Origin of the sequence: Streptomyces sp. SM11 (genome assembly GCF_002910905.1) — a bacterium.
Taxonomy (GTDB): domain Bacteria; phylum Actinomycetota; class Actinomycetes; order Streptomycetales; family Streptomycetaceae; genus Streptomyces.
In genome coordinates this window covers 23,545-39,795 of the sequence record NZ_NEUE01000169.1, presented here as the reverse complement: position 1 = coordinate 39,795, position 16,251 = coordinate 23,545, and the positions used below count along the sequence as shown (strand labels likewise).

General features: G+C 70.3%; 15 protein-coding genes and 1 pseudogene. 6 read left to right on the top strand and 10 right to left on the bottom strand.

Going from position 1 to position 16,251, the window contains the following annotated elements; all coding sequences use genetic code 11:
* A partial coding sequence (locus B9S58_RS15575) for a DDE-type integrase/transposase/recombinase (protein ID WP_258044545.1) occupies window positions 1–1,055 on the top strand: 1,055 nt, incomplete at its 5' end.
* An 84-nt stretch (window positions 1,056–1,139) separates the two neighbouring features.
* On the opposite strand, the gene B9S58_RS15570 is transcribed toward B9S58_RS15575, so the two are convergent.
* Window positions 1,140–2,534, bottom strand: coding sequence for a recombinase family protein (locus tag B9S58_RS15570; protein ID WP_103532705.1), 1,395 nt, complete (start codon window positions 2,532–2,534; stop codon window positions 1,140–1,142).
* An 87-nt stretch (window positions 2,535–2,621) separates the two neighbouring features.
* Complete coding sequence (locus B9S58_RS37975) at window positions 2,622–2,771, bottom strand: hypothetical protein (RefSeq protein ID WP_181009318.1); 150 nt, start codon at window positions 2,769–2,771, stop codon at window positions 2,622–2,624.
* A gap of 316 nt (window positions 2,772–3,087) precedes the next feature.
* On the opposite strand from B9S58_RS37975, the pseudogene B9S58_RS15560 reads away from it, so the two are divergent.
* Window positions 3,088–3,963, top strand: a pseudogene (locus B9S58_RS15560) (AMP-binding protein); the annotation flags it as partial.
* Between the two features lie 9 nt (window positions 3,964–3,972).
* Here the strand turns inward: B9S58_RS15560 and B9S58_RS39085 are convergent.
* From B9S58_RS39085 to B9S58_RS15545, 3 genes are all read right to left on the bottom strand, one after another.
* Window positions 3,973–4,170, bottom strand: a complete 198-nt coding sequence (locus tag B9S58_RS39085) for a hypothetical protein (protein WP_103532710.1) — start codon at window positions 4,168–4,170, stop codon at window positions 3,973–3,975.
* A 9-nt stretch (window positions 4,171–4,179) separates the two neighbouring features.
* Window positions 4,180–4,839 carry a GNAT family N-acetyltransferase gene (locus B9S58_RS15550; RefSeq protein WP_103532703.1) on the bottom strand — a complete coding sequence of 220 codons (660 nt, stop codon included), beginning with the start codon at window positions 4,837–4,839 and terminating at the stop codon, window positions 4,180–4,182.
* 82 nt (window positions 4,840–4,921) lie between these two features.
* Window positions 4,922–5,632, bottom strand: coding sequence for a hypothetical protein (locus tag B9S58_RS15545; RefSeq protein WP_103532702.1), 711 nt, complete (start codon window positions 5,630–5,632; stop codon window positions 4,922–4,924).
* Between the two features lie 260 nt (window positions 5,633–5,892).
* Between B9S58_RS15545 and gcl the strand changes: the two genes are divergently transcribed.
* On the top strand, window positions 5,893–7,677 hold the full coding sequence (gene gcl, locus B9S58_RS15540) for a glyoxylate carboligase (protein WP_103532701.1): 1,785 nt from the start codon (window positions 5,893–5,895) through the stop codon (window positions 7,675–7,677).
* Window positions 7,678–7,814: 137 nt separating this feature from the next.
* On the opposite strand, the gene B9S58_RS15535 is transcribed toward gcl, so the two are convergent.
* The 5 genes from B9S58_RS15535 to B9S58_RS15515 form a co-directional block, all read right to left on the bottom strand.
* The gene (locus B9S58_RS15535) at window positions 7,815–8,480 is read right to left on the bottom strand and encodes a response regulator transcription factor (protein ID WP_103532700.1); all 666 of its coding nucleotides are present in this window, start codon (window positions 8,478–8,480) and stop codon (window positions 7,815–7,817) included.
* Between the two features lie 75 nt (window positions 8,481–8,555).
* Window positions 8,556–10,367: a histidine kinase gene (locus B9S58_RS15530; RefSeq protein ID WP_308457906.1), complete on the bottom strand. Its 1,812-nt coding sequence runs from the start codon at window positions 10,365–10,367 to the stop codon at window positions 8,556–8,558.
* A 413-nt stretch (window positions 10,368–10,780) separates the two neighbouring features.
* Window positions 10,781–12,238, bottom strand: coding sequence for a catalase (locus B9S58_RS15525; protein ID WP_103532699.1), 1,458 nt, complete (start codon window positions 12,236–12,238; stop codon window positions 10,781–10,783).
* A 243-nt stretch (window positions 12,239–12,481) separates the two neighbouring features.
* Window positions 12,482–13,375 (bottom strand): 2-hydroxy-3-oxopropionate reductase, encoded by an 894-nt coding sequence (locus B9S58_RS15520; RefSeq protein WP_103532698.1) that lies wholly within the window; start codon window positions 13,373–13,375, stop codon window positions 12,482–12,484.
* A 79-nt stretch (window positions 13,376–13,454) separates the two neighbouring features.
* Entirely contained in the window at window positions 13,455–14,294 is an 840-nt protein-coding gene (locus B9S58_RS15515) for a TIM barrel protein (RefSeq protein WP_103532697.1), read from the bottom strand.
* Window positions 14,295–14,819: 525 nt separating this feature from the next.
* Between B9S58_RS15515 and B9S58_RS15510 the strand changes: the two genes are divergently transcribed.
* The 3 genes from B9S58_RS15510 to uraD all read left to right on the top strand — a co-directional run bounded on the left by B9S58_RS15510 (window position 14,820) and on the right by uraD (window position 16,242).
* Entirely contained in the window at window positions 14,820–15,071 is a 252-nt protein-coding gene (locus B9S58_RS15510) for a hypothetical protein (RefSeq protein WP_103532696.1), read from the top strand.
* A gap of 110 nt (window positions 15,072–15,181) precedes the next feature.
* Window positions 15,182–15,550, top strand: coding sequence for a helix-turn-helix domain-containing protein (locus B9S58_RS15505; protein WP_103532709.1), 369 nt, complete (start codon window positions 15,182–15,184; stop codon window positions 15,548–15,550).
* 155 nt (window positions 15,551–15,705) lie between these two features.
* Entirely contained in the window at window positions 15,706–16,242 is a 537-nt protein-coding gene (gene uraD / locus B9S58_RS15500; protein ID WP_103532695.1) for a 2-oxo-4-hydroxy-4-carboxy-5-ureidoimidazoline decarboxylase, read from the top strand.
* Window positions 16,243–16,251 lie beyond the last annotated feature (9 nt).

Genomic DNA, 16,251 nt, shown 5'->3' with positions numbered 1-16,251 from the left:
TTGGAGATGATCTCCGAGGGCGCGGACTGATCGCTGCCGCCGACCCGGTGGCCGACGACGCGTTCACCGGTGTCGAAGACGTGCTGGGCATCAGCACCGCATGCTGGCTGACCGGCCGCTCCCGGGCCACCCACTACCGCCGGCTGCGGCCCCCACCAGAGCGAAAGCCCAGGAGACCACAGGTCCAGCCCTCGGCTCTCACCCCCGAGGAACGGGCGGCGGTACTGGAGCTGATGAACAGCGCCGAGCACGCCGAACTTCCTCCCGCGCAGATCTGGGCCCGCGAGCTGGATGCCGGGCGCTACCACTGCTCCGTCTCCACGATGTACCGGATCCTGCGCGAGAAGGGACAGACGGGCGAGCGACGCCGCCAGGCCACCCACCCGGCGAAGTCGGTGCCCGAACTGGTCGCCACCGGGCCCTCGCAGGTATTCACCTGGGACATCACCAAGGCGGCCGGACCGGTCAAGGGCGTCTGGTACCACGCCTACGTCATCATCGACATCTTCAGCCGCTACATCGTCGGCCACACCGTCGAGGCCGCCGAATCATCGGCGCGGGCCCAGGAGTTGATCCGGGAGACCATCCTGCGCAACGGCATCGTGCCCGAGACCGTGCACGCCGACCGCGGCACCTCGATGACCTCCAAGAAGGTCTCGCAGCTGCTGATCGACCTCGGCGTCACCCGGTCACACTCGCGGCCGAAGACCTCCAACGACAACCCCTACAGCGAGGCCCACTTCAAGACCACGAAGTACATGTCCGACTGCCCCGAACGCTTCGACTCGCTGGCCCACGCCCGCGAGTGGTTCGACGCGTTCATCGCGTACTACAACCACGAACACCGGCTCTCGGGCATCGGCTGGCACACACCCGCCAGCGTGCACTTCGGCACAGCCGAGGAAGTCCGCGACCAGAGGGCCATCACCCTCGCCGACGCATACGCCCGCCACCCCGAACGCTTCGGCCGCCGCCCCCGACCACCCCGGATACCCCAGCAGGCATGGATCAACGACCCGGCCAGGCGCAGGGAACCCGCAACACAAACCTCATAGCGTCACGACCGTCTCACTGGACTTGAAATCTTCCGCTCCATGGTCCGGCAGGCCGGTCGGCTCCGCCTCCCAGCCGGCCGTTGCCTACGCGTTCGGCGCTACGTCCTTCCACTCCACCGTGACGTGATCCTCGATCGTCATGTTCCTCGCGTGCCTGCCTCGCGCAGGATTGAGCGTGACGACCAAGGTGAAGTCCACCCACGCTCGACGAGTCGGGAGCGGGGTGTTCGGCCACCCGTCGATGAGTCCAGCAATGCCCGCCACGGGGTCGATGGGAGGCAGGCCAGTGACGTTCGTCAGCTTGCCCTCGACGGCGTCGAGCTTGGCCCTGATCGCCTCGGTACCGGCAGTCATCTGAGACAGGCTGATCGCTCCCTCCGCGTAGGCCAGAGCCAAGCCGTCGAGCCGTTCGCGGAGGTTGTTCGCCTCTACGTGCAGCCCTGCCGAGTCGCCGTCCTGCTCGGCGTTCGCGGCCAAGATGGACGGCAGGAAGTCGGGGAAGACGAGCCTTGCCAGGGCGGAGTTACCGACCCGCTTGTCGGCGAGCTCTCGGGGAGTCCTGGTGTGCGTCGCCTTGCATCCGTAGACGGGTGCCCCTCGGTAGCCACGGCCATTGACCGTCTCTCCGCACTCTCCGCAGAGCGCGATACCGGCGAGCAGGGTTCCGGGCACTCGCCCGGTACGACGTCCGCCAGAGAACCGCTCGGGGCTGTTCAGGATGGCGACGCACGCGTAGTGCGTGGCTTCGTCCAGGATCGCGGGCCACTCCGCCTCGCCGACGACGTCGCCCCGGTAGGTGCGCTGTCCGATGTACCTGGGGGAGGTGAGGAGGTTCTTCGCTCCTCGGAGCGTCCACCCCTCCGCCTTCGTGCTCTGCGCCTTCGAGCGAGGCGATACGAGACCGGCCTGATTCCAGGTGCGAGCCACGGCAGACAGAGACTCACCGGCAAGGATCATCCGGGCACCCTCGACGATCGCGGCAGCCTCCTCGGGGATCACGGTCATGTGGTCGTCGCCGTAGCCGAAGGGGCGGATACCGGCCGTGTAGGGCTTGCCAGCCCGAGCCGCTTGGACGTTGGCAGCTACCTGCCGGATCGCCTTCTGCTCACCCTCGTACGTTGCCCAGGCTGTGACCGTGCGCGCTACCGCGCGCCCTGCCGGAGTGCTCAGGTCGAGGTGTCCAGCATGGATCGCGTGGACGTTGACCCCGAGGTCGATCACTCGCTCAAGGTCGCGGGTTACGCGGATGAGCCGGTCAGTGTGCCAGACCAAGACGGCCTCGGGCTTGGACATCAGCAGTGCCTCGAAGCCGGGGCGAACCTTGCCCTTCGTGGCGCTGATGTCGTTGTCGGACAACGCTTCCCGCACGGTCCAGCCGCGCGCCTCGGCGAAGGCGCGGCACTCCGCCTCCTGCCTCTCCACGCCGAGGCTGTCGCCGTGGCGATCCTGCGACAGTCGGACGTAGATCGTGACGTTCATCGGGTGCTCTCTCCTGCTCCGGTCTGCGTTCCATGATGGCCGAGCGGGGAGGGGCCAGCCGTAGCCGAGTCCTCCCGCAGGTCCCCGCTACGCGGGGAGCCGATCAAGACCGGCGGCCTCTCGTAGTGCCTCGATGGCCACGGCGACTTCCTCGAAGTCGGGTTCGGTCGTGATGGAATCGGAGACATAGGGGCTGAACACATGCCGCCCGTCGGCGGTGACACCTTCGAGGGACATCTCGCAGTCCTCTCTTTCGAGCGCCTTGACGCCGTGGCGGAGGCGCCGATGGAGAGCGTCGGCGTGCAGGGAGTCGTGAAGGGAGCCACCGCCTCGGACAGGGCGAGATCCTCGCTCGCGGTAGGAGAGATCCCACCTCGCCCGAGACAATTCCTGGTCCCCGTCCTTCCAGGTGTCGCGTCCCACGACCATGTTCCTTCCTTGCGTGCCGTGGGGATGCGCTTGCCATCTTGCGTGGCGTAATACGAGCTGGGCTTGGCGTCCTTGTGCCAGAGGATGAGTTCCATGCTGTGCCGCCTTCGAGTGTGCTTCGAAAATACATCACTGCTTCGGCATGGTGATGGGCAACCTCACCATCACCTCGCACGGCGACTGCGTCGTGACCCCGGGCCCGTCCTTCGAGGCCGCCGCGGTGCTGGCCGCCGTCCAGCAGGAGCGCTGTACCTCGCTGTACGGCGTGCCCACCATGTTCATCGCCGAGCTGAACCTGCCGGACTTCGCCGCGTACGACATCTCATCGCTGCGTACCGGGATCATGGCCGGTTCACCCTGCCCGACCGAGGTGATGAAGCGGGTCGTCGCCGAGATGCACATGGCCGAGGTGTCCATCTGCTACGGGATGACGGAGACGTCCCCCGTCTCGACCCGGACCCGCCGCGACGACGACCTGGAGCGCCGCACGGGCACGGTGGGCCGCGCGCTGCCGCACATCGAGGTCAAGGTCGTCTACCCGGACACCGGCGTCACACTGCCGCGCGGCAGCGCCGGCGAACTGCGCACCCGGGGCTACAGCGTGATGCTCGGCTACTGGGATCAGCCCGACCGCACCGCTGAAGTCGTCGACGCCGCACGGTTGATGCACACGGGGGACCTCGCGGTGATGCGCGAGGACGGATACGTCCAGGTAGTCGGCCGGATCAAGGACATGATCATCCGGGGTGGGGAGAACGTGTACCCACGGGAGATCGAGGAGTTACTGTACAGCCACCCGGAGATCGCCGACGTCCAGGTGGTCGGGGTGCCCGACGAGCGCTACGGCGAGGAGATCCTGGCCTGTGTCATCCCCCGGGACCCGGCCGACCCGCCCACCCTGGAGGAGGTCACCGCACACTGCCGGGAGCGGCTTGCTCACTTCGAGATCCCGCGCAGGCTGCGGATCCTGGAGACCTTCCCGATGACGGTCAGCGGGAAGGGCGTCGGGTCAGGCGGCTTCGATGATGTCGGGGTCGCCCCGGGTCGCCGCCGCCCACTCGATGAGCAGCACCTCGTACGTGGCCGCCTCCACCGCGGACCAGTCCTGTCCGGAGGCGTCGACGAGTGCGCGGATGGCCTCGTTGGCCTGCTCGGCGGCGGGCGCGGGGCGGTCTGCGGGGAGGGAGCTGTCCGGGAGTAAAGCCATGCGCACAGCTTACGCGCCACCACCGACAGCCACGGCTTCCGAAGCGTCCGGGGCCCCCGAAGCGTCCGGAATCCGCTGGTCCCTCGCGGACCCCGCACCGTCCGACGGCCCGATGTCCGGCACCGGGGCATCCGGCGGCCGGACGGCGGGCGCCAGTTCGCGCCGCATGCAGACCCGGGGCCAGCGGTCGAGTCCGTGCTGGGCCTCCTCGGCCCGGATCGCGCGCAGCCCGTCGGTGAGTTCGCCCTCGGTCAGGATCCGGAAGCCGATGCGGGCGTAGTACGGGGCGTTCCACGGCACCTCGGTGAAGGTGGTCAGGGTGAGAGCCGCCATGCCCCGGCTCGCGGCCAGGGCGGCGAGATGGGCGATCAGGGCCCGGCCGATGCCCCGGCGGGCGGAGGCGGGGGCGACCGAGACCTGCTCGATGTGCAGGGCGTCGTCGACAGGGTCGGCGAGCACATAGCCCAGCGGCCGGTCGCCGGTGGCGGAGAGGGGGTCGGTGGCCACCCAGCAGCGGCCTGCCAGCCGGTAGCCCTCCAGCAGGTCGAGCGGGGGCGGATCGTCGTCGGCCACGAAGGCCATGCCCAGGGCGCGGAACGGTTCCCCTGCGGCGCGCTCGATGTCCTGGAGAAGCGGGAGATCCGAGCGTCTGGCGGAGCGGATACGCATGTACTCAGTGTGCCGCGCCGGACGGCGGACCGGTACGCGGTGGCCGGATCCACTCCCTCGGCGGTGGTGCTCGGGCCGTTGTTCAGGCGCCCGTGCTGACCAGCTCGTCCGCGGGGCCGTTCACCGGCTGCGGGGTCCCGGTGAGGTCCATGACGAAGAGCGGGAGTCCGACGCCGTCCGCACGGGCCCGGGCGTCGGCCGCGTACCCCGCGAGGGAGAAGAACACTCCGGTCGCCGATGCGCCCAGCGCGTTGAGCCAGAGGGTCTCGACCGCGCGGAGCGACGTCGGCCGGGTGCTGGAGTCGACCCGTGCGATCAGTCCGTCGGCCCGCAGGTCGATCCCGGAGGCCGGGCCCGCCCCGGGCCGGCCGACGTCGCGGTAGCCCAGCCAGGTCAGATACAGACCGGCCGCGCTCACCGCGTCGTGGCCCGTGCGGATCGTCATCGGCCGGAAAGCCGGGCGCGGGTGCGCGGCGGTGCGCGGCAGGGGGATGTGGGCGGGGCGGACCGGCGCGGCCGGAGCCGACGAGGCGGCCACCGGCCGCACCGGTATCCGCAGGACGGTCCCGCACGGGCAGCACAGCTCGGGCTGCGGCCACTGGTCCTCCCGCGCGCAGGACGCGCAGCGGACGGTGACCCACGCCTCGCTCCAACTGCGGTGGGTGACCAGGACCGCCGGGGCGCCCGGCTGCAGCGGCGGGGCGGTGGGGGTTCCGCACGGGCAGGGGTAGGCCGGTGTGCTGTAGGCGTGGTCGCGGCTGCAGACAGGGCACCGGACCGGTACGGACTCCACGAACGTCTCCCTCCGGCACGGACGCGCGGCCGACTGCGCTCCGTGCCTCCCTCGTCACCCCATCGTCCATCAGGAGCGAGGTTCTGGGGAGGGAACTGACGCACTTCGTACGGGGGAGCGGCTCCGTTCGCCCTTGACGGCGATCGCCCCACGTCTTAGATTACTTCCGTATAGCAGAACTGAACTTCCGTAATACGGAATTGGTGCTCTCAGGTGGCGCGACAGAGCCCGACTCCACCAAACCCGAGCAGGAGCACTCAATGCCTCGTATGACCGCTGCCCGAGCGGCAGTTGAGATCCTCAAGCGTGAAGGCGTCAGCAACGCGTTCGGTGTGCCGGGTGCGGCGATCAACCCCTTCTACGCGGCTCTCAAGGCCTCCGGCGGGGTGCAGCACACGCTGGCCCGGCACGTCGAGGGCGCCTCCCACATGGCCGAGGGCTACACCCGCGCCAAGGCCGGCAACATCGGCGTCTGTATCGGCACGTCGGGCCCGGCGGGCACCGACATGATCACCGGTCTGTACTCCGCCATCGCCGACTCCATCCCGATCCTGTGCATCACCGGCCAGGCCCCGACCGCCGTCCTGCACAAGGAGGACTTCCAGGCCGTCGACATCGCGTCGATCGCCAAGCCGGTCACCAAGGCGGCGACCACCGTCCTGGAGGCCGCACAGGTCCCCGGTGTCTTCCAGCAGGCCTTCCACCTGATGCGTACCGGCCGCCCCGGCCCGGTCCTCATCGACCTGCCGATCGACGTCCAGCTCACCGAGATCGAGTTCGACCCCGAGCTGTACGAGCCCCTCCCGGTGCACAAGCCCGCGGCCTCCCGCAAGCAGATCGAGCGGGCGATCCAGATGCTGAACGCCTCGGAGCGCCCGGTGCTCGTCGCGGGCGGCGGCATCATCAACGCCGACGCCTCCGAGCTCCTGGTGGAGTTCGCCGAACTGACCGGCGTCCCGGTCGTCCCGACGCTGATGGGCTGGGGCATCCTGCCCGACGACCACGATCTGAACGCCGGCATGGTGGGCCTGCAGACCTCGCACCGCTACGGCAACGCGAACTTCCTGGAGTCCGACTTCGTTCTCGGCATCGGCAACCGCTGGGCCAACCGCCACACCGGCAAGCTGGATGTCTACACCCAGGGCCGGACCTTCGTCCACGTCGACATCGAGCCCACCCAGCTCGGCAAGATCTTCGCCCCCGACCTCGGCATCGCCTCCGACGCCAAGGCCGCGCTGACGCTCTTCGTCGAGGTGGCACGCGAGCTGAAGGCCGCGGGCACGCTCAAGGACCGTTCGGCCTGGGCCGCCTCCACACAGGAGCGCAAGGCGACCCTCCAGCGGCGGACCCACTTCGACGATGTGCCGCTCAAGCCGCAGCGCGTGTACGAGGAGATGAACCGGGCGTTCGGCCCCGAGACCCGCTATGTCACCACGATCGGGCTCTCCCAGATCGCCGGCGCGCAGATGCTGCACGTCTACAAGCCGCGCCACTGGATCAACTGCGGCCAGGCGGGCCCCCTCGGCTGGACGATCCCGGCCGCGCTGGGCGTCGCCACCGCGGACCCCGAGGGCACGGTCGTCGCCCTCTCCGGCGACTACGACTTCCAGTTCATGCTGGAGGAGCTGGCCGTCGGCGCGCAGCACCGCATCCCGTACGTCCACGTCCTGGTGAACAACTCCTACCTGGGGCTGATCCGCCAGGCGCAGCGCAACTTCGACATCGACTTCCAGGTCAACCTGGAGTTCGAGAACCTCAACTCCCCGGAGCTGGGCGTCTACGGCGTCGATCACGTCAAGGTCGTCGAGGGCCTCGGCTGCAAGGCGATCCGGGTCACCGAGCCGGACCAGCTGCTGCCGGCCTTCGAGGAGGCGAAGAAGCTCGCCGCGGAGTTCCGGGTCCCGGTCGTCGTCGAGGCGATCCTGGAGCGGGTCACCAACATCGCGATGAGCGGCAGTGACATCGCGTCGGTCAACGAGTTCGAGGACATCGCCACGGACCCGTCCCACGCGCCCACCGCGATCCGCCCGCTGACGGTGTCCTGACCGCCCGTCACCTGACGGACAGGGCCCCGCCCCGGAGCGAGTCTCCGAGGCGGGGGCCTCGGTCTGCCCGAGGGGGCGCCGTACAGCCCGGTACGTCACTCACCCGGCGGGCGGCCCGCACCACGGGCAGGCGGTGGTCATCGCGCGTTCCCGCGTCGCAGGCACGCGTCCCGGGCCAGGAGCGCCGCCTGGACGCGGTTCTCGCAGTCCAGCTTGGACAGGATGCGGCTGACGTAGGTCTTGATCGTGCCCTCGCTCATGTGTAGACGCCGGCCTGCCTCGGCGTTGGACAGGCCCTCACCGCGCAGGGCGAGGACGTCCAGCTCCCGCTCGGAGAGGCGTTCCAGTCGGCGGCGGGCCCCACCGGCCCGGTGGGCGACGTCGCCGGACGCCACCAGGCCGACTACCTGACGGGTGGTGACCGGGGAGAGGCACGCCTCGCCCGCGGCCGCCGCGCGCACCGCGCGCAGGAGGTCCGGCGGCGCGGAGTCCTTGAGGAGGAAGCCCGCGCTGCCGCCGGTCAGCGCCCGTAGGACGTTCTCCTGCTCGCCGAACGTCGTCAGGATCAGCACCTGCGCCGAGGGGACGGTGCGGCGCAACTCCGCCAGCGCCGTCAGACCGTCCATCACCGGCATCTGCAGGTCGAGCAGGACGACGTCCATCATCAGTTCCCGGGCCAGACCGACGGCCTCCCGCCCGTCGGCCGCCTCCGCGACGACGTCGATGTCCTCCGCGGAGGAGAGGATCATGCGGATGCCTGCCCGGATGAGCGGTTCGTCGTCCGTGACGAGGACCCTGATCACTGTGCTCCTGGAGGTGTTGGGCCGCCCGTTCGCGGGGCCGCGCCTCGGTCCTTCACCGTCGTGCCGGCGGTGTGCTCATTCCTTGATCTCGAAGGTCTTCTTCTCCACCAGCCGGCCGTCCCGGAAGCAGAACCGGAAGACCGGAGTCCTGTCCCAGCTGCGGCCCATCTCCGTGGAGTTGAGGCTCAGGCAGGTCGCTCCCGCGGGCTCGGACGGTGCGCCCTTGTCCAGGCCGTCAGCGAGGAAGGAGTCACCGCGCGGAAGCCGGTCGCGGACCTCCGCCTCGGACATGCCGACCTTCACGGCATCGTACTCCTCGGGCTCGCTCATGGCCTTGTCGGCCTCCTTGAAGAGGAAGTAGCCCCCACCGCCGTGGCGACCCCCAGCAGCAGCACGACCGCCACCGCCACCCCGCAGCCCAAGGCCAGTCCCTTCCTCCGGTTGTCCCTGCTCATCGCTCTGGCCACGTCCTTCGCTAGGTCGGTCCTGTTGACCGCACCACTGTCGCCAAGGGGCGTCGCCCCCGGCTGCTCGCGAAAGTCGCCCGTACCCGCGACGAACGTCGTGCCGTACGCGCCGTCCGGGACCGGGTCCTTGGGGGAGGGCGTACGGCAGCACAGCGGCCAGCCGGAAGCCGCCCCCGTCCGTGGGCGCCGCGTGCACCATGCCCCCGACCAGGCGCAGCCGCTCCGTCAGTCCGGTCAGCCCGCGTCCCCCGCTCACCACCGTCCGGTGGCCGCCGACCGCCGGGTGCGCCGACGACGGGCCGTTGGCCACCTCCACCACCAGGGAGTCCGGTTCGTAGCGCAGTTCCACGGTGACCGCCGTGCCGGACGCGTGTTTGAGCACGTTGGTCAACCCCTCCTGGACCGCCCGGTACGCCGCGTGGTCGGCGGCCGGAGGAAGCGGCCGGGGTACGCCCGTGCGTAGAAGCCGTACCGCGGTTCCAGCCGCGCGTGAGGCGTCCGTCAGGCGCTGAACGCCCTCGACGCCCCGGCCGCCCTCCGCGTCGGGCAGGCGCGGCGCGCCGTCCGCGGCCCCCTCCGCACCGGCAGTCCCGGAGGCCGGTTCCACCCCGTCCCGGAGCAGGCCGACCACCTCCCGCATCGCCGCGACCGACGCCTCGCGCAGGACGCCCACGGACTCCCGGTGCCGCCCGGTCAGCTCGGCGTCCACCTCCAGGGCGCCGGCCCGCACCGAGATCAGGGCGAGCTGATGGCCGAGACTGTCGTGCATGTCGCGCGCGATGCGCTGCCGCTCCCGCAACCGCGCCTCATTGGCGATCATGTGGCTCTCGCGGACGATCTGGGCACGGTACTCGTGCAGCGTGTCGGCGAGGGTACGGCGCTGCGCCCAGTACCGCCCGGCGAAAGCCGGGACGGCGATGACGATGAACAGGGTCAGGATGACGAAGACCGCGTAGGACCCGGAGAAGTGGGGCAGCGAGTCCGCCACAGTCTCGCCGAGCAGGACCGCGTGGGCCAGGGCGACGGCGGCAGCGGCTCGCACCAGCGAGTCGACGCGGCGTCCCACCGACCAGGAGGCGATCGGCAGGAGCACGTCGAATCCGTCCAGGGGCAGCGAGGCGACGGCGGCGGTCAGGAGCACCGAGGTGGGCAGCACCCGGCGGAGCAGCCCCAGCACCGCGACGCCGACCCCGCACACCACGGCGAGGACGACGCCGTGGTGGGACAGGGTGAAGCCCACGGCCAGAAGCCCCAGCATCAGGGCGAGAAGCGCCTCGCCCACCGTCCGCCGACGGCTCCACAGCTCCGGGTCGCGCAGGGCACGACCCACCAGGAGCAGTCGCCGCGGTGCGGCCCTGAGCCGCGCCGTGACGCTCTCGTCGGCCGCCTTCATCGGGTCCCTACGTCGCACACGAGTCACGCCGCCACGCTAGAGCGCCTCCCTCGCCGCGTGCAGCACCCGGTCGTCGTCATCGGGTGCGACGAAAGTCGACTCCGGACGGGACGCGTGCACCTGCGGGTCCCGCCCGGACCTGAGCGGAGGCATGGCAGAGAGGGCGCGCAGTACGGGACCGTATCCGTACTGTGCGCCCTCGTTCAGGGGTGGTGCGAAGGTTCTGCTCGGGTGGGACAGGGACAGGGACAGGGACAGGGACCGCGGCGGCGGCGATCGGCCCGGGGACCGTCTCCTTCAGGTCAGGAGACGGTCCCCGGGGCCTTCACCACCGCACTGGCATCGCTCGACCGCCGCGGCCTCGTCGTCCTGCCCGTTCCGCGCGGCACCCCTCATCCGGGTGCGCGGTACGGGCAGGGGTCCATGGGCCCAGGTGTGGGCTAGTCCTCGCGCAGGGCGCGGACGGCCTCCTCGACGCGCTTGCCGTAGTCGGCGTCGGCGGCGTGGAAGTGGGCGAGGTTCTTCTCGATCACGTCGTCGCGGGTGACCTGCGAGAGGCCCCCGGCGATGTTCGCGACCAGACGGCCCTTCTCGTCCTCGGACATGAGCCGGAAGAGTTCGCCCGCCTGGAAGAAGTCGTCGTCCTTGGTGTGGGCGGGCGCCTCGTGCGTGCCCGTCCAGCCGTGGATCGCGAGCGGGGCGGCGAGGGCCGCGTCGGTCTGCTCCGGACCGGCGTGCGAGTTGGGCTCGTAGTTCTTGTCGTGGCGCGAGCCGTTGCGGGTCGCGTGGATGCCGTCGCGGCCGTAGTTGTCGACGACGGCGGTCCTCGGCGCGTTCACCGGCAGCTGGGTGTGGTTGACGCCCAGGCGGTAGCGGTGCGCGTCCGCGTAGGCGAACAGCCGGCCCTGGAGCATCTTGTCCGGGGACGGACCGATGCCGGGCACGAAGTTGTTCGGGGAGAACGCGGCCTGCTCGACCTCGGCGAAGACGTTGTCCGGGTTCCGGTCCAGGACCAGGCGGCCGACCCGCTGGAGCGGGTAGTCGCTGTGCGGCCACACCTTGGTGAGGTCGAACGGGTTGAACCGGTAGTCGGCCGCCTCGGCGGCCGGCATCACCTGGACGTACAGCGTCCAGGACGGGTTGACGCCGCGCTCGATGGCCTGGAGCAGGTCCGTCTGGTGCGAGTTGGCGTCCTTGCCGACGAGTTCGGCGGCCTGCTCGCCGGAGAGGGACCGCACGCCCTGGTTCGTCTTGAAGTGGTACTTGACGAAGAAGGCCTCGCCCGCGGCGTTCGTCCACTGGTAGGTGTGCGAGCCGTAGCCGTTCATGTGACGGTACGAGGCGGGGATGCCGCGGTCGCCCATCAGCCAGGTGACCTGGTGCGTCGCCTCGGGGGCGTGCGCCCAGAAGTCCCAGACGTTGTCCGGCTCCTGCTTGCCCGTGAACGGGTCGCGCTTCTGCGAGTGGATGAAGTCGGGGAACTTGATCGGGTCCTTGATGAAGAACACCGGGGTGTTGTTGCCGACCAGGTCGTAATTGCCCTCGTCCGTGTAGAACTTGAGGGCGAAACCGCGCGGGTCGCGGACCGCGTCCGCGCCGCCGAGCGAGTCGGCGACGGTCGAGAAGCGGATGAACGTCTCGGTGCGCTTGCCCACTTCGCCGAGGAAGTCGGCGCGGGTGAAGCCGGTGACGTCGTCGGTGACCTCGAAATAGCCGTACGCGCCGGAACCGCGGGCATGCACCACACGCTCCGGGATGCGCTCACGGTTGAAGCGGGCGAGCTTCTCCAGGAGGTGCTGGTCCTGGAGGAGGATCGGTCCACCGACACCGGCGGTGGCGGAGTTCTGGTTGTCGGCGACCGGGGCGCCTGACTCGGTCGTGAGCACACGCTTAGCCATGTGGCGGGATGACCTTTCGTACGAGCTGCTGACGGCTTGAGGAGCGTAGGTTCGCCGCGGAGCAACGTCAACAGTTTGTTGAAAACGAAGTGTGTGGTTCCGGGCCGCGGCGGCGCCTGGGCGCGACAGGACAGGTGTCAGCGCCACCGCGACCCGGAGATCGGAGGGCCCGTCGTGCGGGCCGTGGCCCCGGGGGCGGACCGGTATGCGAGGCCGGTCGCCCCGCGCGGGGCCGGGGAGGGATCAGACCTGGGAGCCGGACAGCCGCTCGACCGAGCGCAGCAGCGCCGAGTGGTCCAGGCCGCCGTCGCCCTGGGCGCGCAGCGACGCGACCAGCTGGGCGACCACACCGCCGACGGGCAGGGCCGCGCCGACGTTGCGGGCGGCGTCGGTCACGATGCCCATGTCCTTGTGGTGCAGGTCGATCCGGAAGCCGGGGGCGAAGTCCCGCTTCAGGAAGTTGTCCTTCTTGCGGGTCAGCACGGTCGAACCGGCCAGGCCACCGCCCAGGACATCCAGCGCGGCGGCGAGGTCGACGCCGGACTTCTCCAGGAAGACCACGGCTTCGGCGCAGGCCTGGATGTTGACCGCGACGATCAGCTGGTTGGCGGCCTTCACCGTCTGGCCGGAGCCGTGCGGGCCGCAGAGCACGATGGTCTTGCCGAGGGCTTCCAGCAGCGGCTTCGCGGCGTCGAAGTCCGCCTGCTCGCCGCCGACCATGATGGACAGGACCGCCTCGATGGCGCCGGCCTCGCCGCCGGAGACCGGCGCGTCCAGGACCTGGATGCCCTTCTCCGCGGCGTTCTTGGCGAGGTCGACCGAGGTCTGCGGGGTGATGGACGACATGTCCACCAGCAGCGCGCCGCGCTTCGCGTTCTCCAGGATGCCGTCGGGGCCGTACGCGATGGCCTCGACCTGCGGCGATGCGGGCACCATCGTGATGACGACATCCGCGTCCCCGACCGCGTCCGCGATCGAGGAGGCGCCGGCGCCGCCGGCTGCGACCAGCCGGTCGATCTTGTCCTGCTCCAGGGTGTATCCGGTGACGGAGTAACCGGCCTTGATCAGGTTCTCCGACATGGGGGAACCCATGATGCCGAGACCGATCCACGCAACCTTGGGGAGGTTGTTGCTCATGAGGGTGCCTTCCTGAAAAACGTGTGTACGTAAGGGGGTCGGGCGCGACCGGAGGCCGGCCCGGCCCGTCCGCAGCCGGTCAGCGGGCCGCTCGGGCCGACGCCGGGAGCCAGTCGAAGGAGTCCGCGCTCGGCCGGTCGCCCGGCTTGTACTCCAGGCCGACCCAGCCGGCGTACCCGGCGTCCTTCAGTTCGTCGAGGAGCCGCTCCAGCGGGAGCGAGCCGGTGCCCGGCGCGCCGCGTCCCGGGTTGTCGGCGATCTGGACGTGGCCGGCCTTCGCGGCGTACGCCTTGATCACCTGGCTCAGGTCCTCGCCGTTCATCGAGAGGTGGTACAGGTCCAGCAGGAACTTGGCGTTCCCGAAGCCCGTCGCCGCGTTGACCTTGTCGACGACCTCGATCGCGGCCGGTGCGCTCACCAGCGGATAGAGCGGCGACTCCGGCTTGTTGAGCGTCTCGACCAGCAGGATCGCCCCGACCCGGTCCGCCGCGCGGGCGGCCAGCACCAGGTTCTCCAGGGCGAGCGTGTCCTGGACCTGCGGGTCCGCGCCCTCGACGCGGTTGCCGTACAGCGCGTTGAGCGCCGTGCAGCCGGCCGAGGCGGCGAAGTCGGCCGCCACCTCGATGTTGGCCCGGAAGCGGTCCGACTCCGTGCCGGGCACGGAGAGCGCGCCGCGGTCGGGGCCGGGCAGCTGTCCGGCGTAGAAGTTCAGCCCCACCAACTGGGTGCCGGCGTCGTCGAGCGCCTTCTTGAGGGCGTCGAGCTCCGCCTGCGGCGGGGTGGGGGTCTCGATCCAGGGCCACCACAGCTCGACCGCCGTGAAGCCCGCCGCGGCGGCTGCCGCGGGACGCTCCAGGAGCGGGAGTTCCGTGAAGAGGATCGAAAGGTTCACATCGAAGCGCTGGTCCGGGTATCCCATGAGGATGTCGGCGCTCCTTCCGTATTGCGGAAGTTAGTTTCTGCTTAACGGAAGATTGCCCGGAGGGTGGTGGGGCTGTCAAGGGGGTGCCGGAAGAATCGCCCCGGTCGGCGGCGTACGGAAATCGATGGCGGGGACGCCTCCCGGCATACGGAAGCGGGGCGGGGGCCGCTGTCGGCCCCCGCCCCGCCCTGCTCCGATGCCGTACGCGCCGTGGGCGCGGGGTGCGGTGCTCGGTTCGGCGCGCGGTAACGGGACGGCGGGATGCCGTACGGCTTGTACTCGCACGGCATCCCGCTCGGCCGGGCTGCTCGGCCGGTCCTGGACCGTCGTGGGGGTCGGTCCGGACGGGTCGCCGGCCGGTGTGGGCGACCCGCCCCGGCGCCGCTCGCGGTCTGCGTCCCGCCGCTCCCGTGGGCGCCTCCGTCAGGGTCCCGCGCGCACCGGGGCGGGACCCGCCCAGCGGCTACAGTCGTGGCCGAGCCGCGGGAGCCCGCACCCGGGCGAGGACACCATGGAGGCACAGTGCGCTTGAGGGTGGAATTCACCACCGAGCCGTTCGATCTCGACGAGGCGCCCACCCACGCGGTGGTGGCCCGCGAGGTGATCCACGGCGCCGAGCTGGACGCCGTCGACGTCGGCCCCTTCGGCAACACCGCGGAAGGGGGCGCGGACGAGGTGCTCACCGCCGTGGACGCCCTGTTGCGGCGGGCCCTGGCCTCGGGCGCCACCCGGGTCTCACTCCAGGTGAACGTGATCGGGGAGGACGTGCGGTGACCGAATCCGTCGACCACCCCCCGGCCGAGGCCGCTCACCCCCCGGCCGAGGCCGACAGCGACCCGGCGGCAGCAGGCAGAGCCCCGGCAGTAGCTGACAGCGCCCCGGTGATGGCCGATCACCCCCTCGTCTCCGCGGTCAAGCCGCTCGTCGACGCGATGGGCGCGGAGCTGCTGGGCCCCGAGCAGGCCCAGCAGGACGACGTGGTGCTCGCCTGGGAGGGCCGGGACGTCATAGCCGTACGCCTGCCCCAGCTCTCCGACTCGCTGGACCACATCCTCGCCGCGATGGAGCGGCGGCACGGGATGCCGCTCGCCGACCTGGACCGCAAGGCCAAGCAGAGCGCCGTCCGGACGCTGGAGGCGCGGGGTGCCTTCTCCGTACGGCATGGGGTGGAGACCGTGGCCGGTGCTCTCGGCGTCTCCAGGTTCACCGTGTACAACTATCTCAACCGGGAACATTCGGCCAAGGGTGAGTAGTTGGCCGAACGCACAGGGAAGCCGCCGTCCGCATGCCGGGACGGCGGCTTTCTTCGTTCGCGAGATTTCAACAAAGTGTTGACGTCGTGTTGTGGAGGGCGTTAGCTATCCGCAGCCCGAACAACGCACAGCGAAAAACAGCCACGGAGGCTCCCGTGACTTCGAGCTCCACACCGGGCCTCACCCGGTTCAACACCCTGGCGGACGGCGAGGCCACTCCCGCACTGCACGAGGTGTGTGCCAGTGCGGCCTGGGGAAACACCATCCTCGCCGGGCGCCCGTACGCCACCGAAGAAGCCCTGCTCTCCGCGAGCGACGCCGCCATGGCGAAGCTCACCGCGGAGGATCTGGCCGAAGCGATGGCAGGCCACCCGCCGATCGGCCGCCCGAAGCCCGGGGACCCGACCTCCTCCCGCGAGCAGCGGGGGATGGCCGGCGCCTCCGAGGGGCTCAAGACCGAGATGCTCGAACTGAACCTGGCCTACCAGGAGCGGTTCGGACACGTCTTCCTGATCTGCGCCACCGGCGCCACCGGTGAGCAGATGCGCGACGCGGTGAAGTCCCGGATCGGGAACTCGCCCGAGCGGGAGCAGGAGATCGTGCGCACCGAACTGGGCAAGATCAATCGCATCCGGCTGACCCGTCTCGTACGGGAGACCCTCGCAGAGGGCGCTCCCGCACAGGACTCTTGAGATCTAGGA

Bases quoted from the DNA above. Each gene is read 5' to 3' on its own strand.
- B9S58_RS15570 (WP_103532705.1), bottom strand. From the start codon at position 2,534: ATGAACGTCACGATCTACGTCCGACTGTCGCAGGATCGCCACGGCGAC.
- B9S58_RS15515 (WP_103532697.1), bottom strand. From the start codon at position 14,294: ATGGGATACCCGGACCAGCGCTTCGATGTGAACCTTTCGATCCTCTTC.
- B9S58_RS15525 (WP_103532699.1), bottom strand. From the start codon at position 12,238: ATGGCTAAGCGTGTGCTCACGACCGAGTCAGGCGCCCCGGTCGCCGAC.
- B9S58_RS15520 (WP_103532698.1), bottom strand. From the start codon at position 13,375: ATGAGCAACAACCTCCCCAAGGTTGCGTGGATCGGTCTCGGCATCATG.
- B9S58_RS39085 (WP_103532710.1), bottom strand. From the start codon at position 4,170: ATGGCTTTACTCCCGGACAGCTCCCTCCCCGCAGACCGCCCCGCGCCC.
- B9S58_RS37975 (WP_181009318.1), bottom strand. From the start codon at position 2,771: ATGTCCCTCGAAGGTGTCACCGCCGACGGGCGGCATGTGTTCAGCCCC.
- gcl (WP_103532701.1), top strand. From the start codon at position 5,893: ATGCCTCGTATGACCGCTGCCCGAGCGGCAGTTGAGATCCTCAAGCGT.
- B9S58_RS15505 (WP_103532709.1), top strand. From the start codon at position 15,182: ATGGCCGATCACCCCCTCGTCTCCGCGGTCAAGCCGCTCGTCGACGCG.
- B9S58_RS15550 (WP_103532703.1), bottom strand. From the start codon at position 4,839: ATGCGTATCCGCTCCGCCAGACGCTCGGATCTCCCGCTTCTCCAGGAC.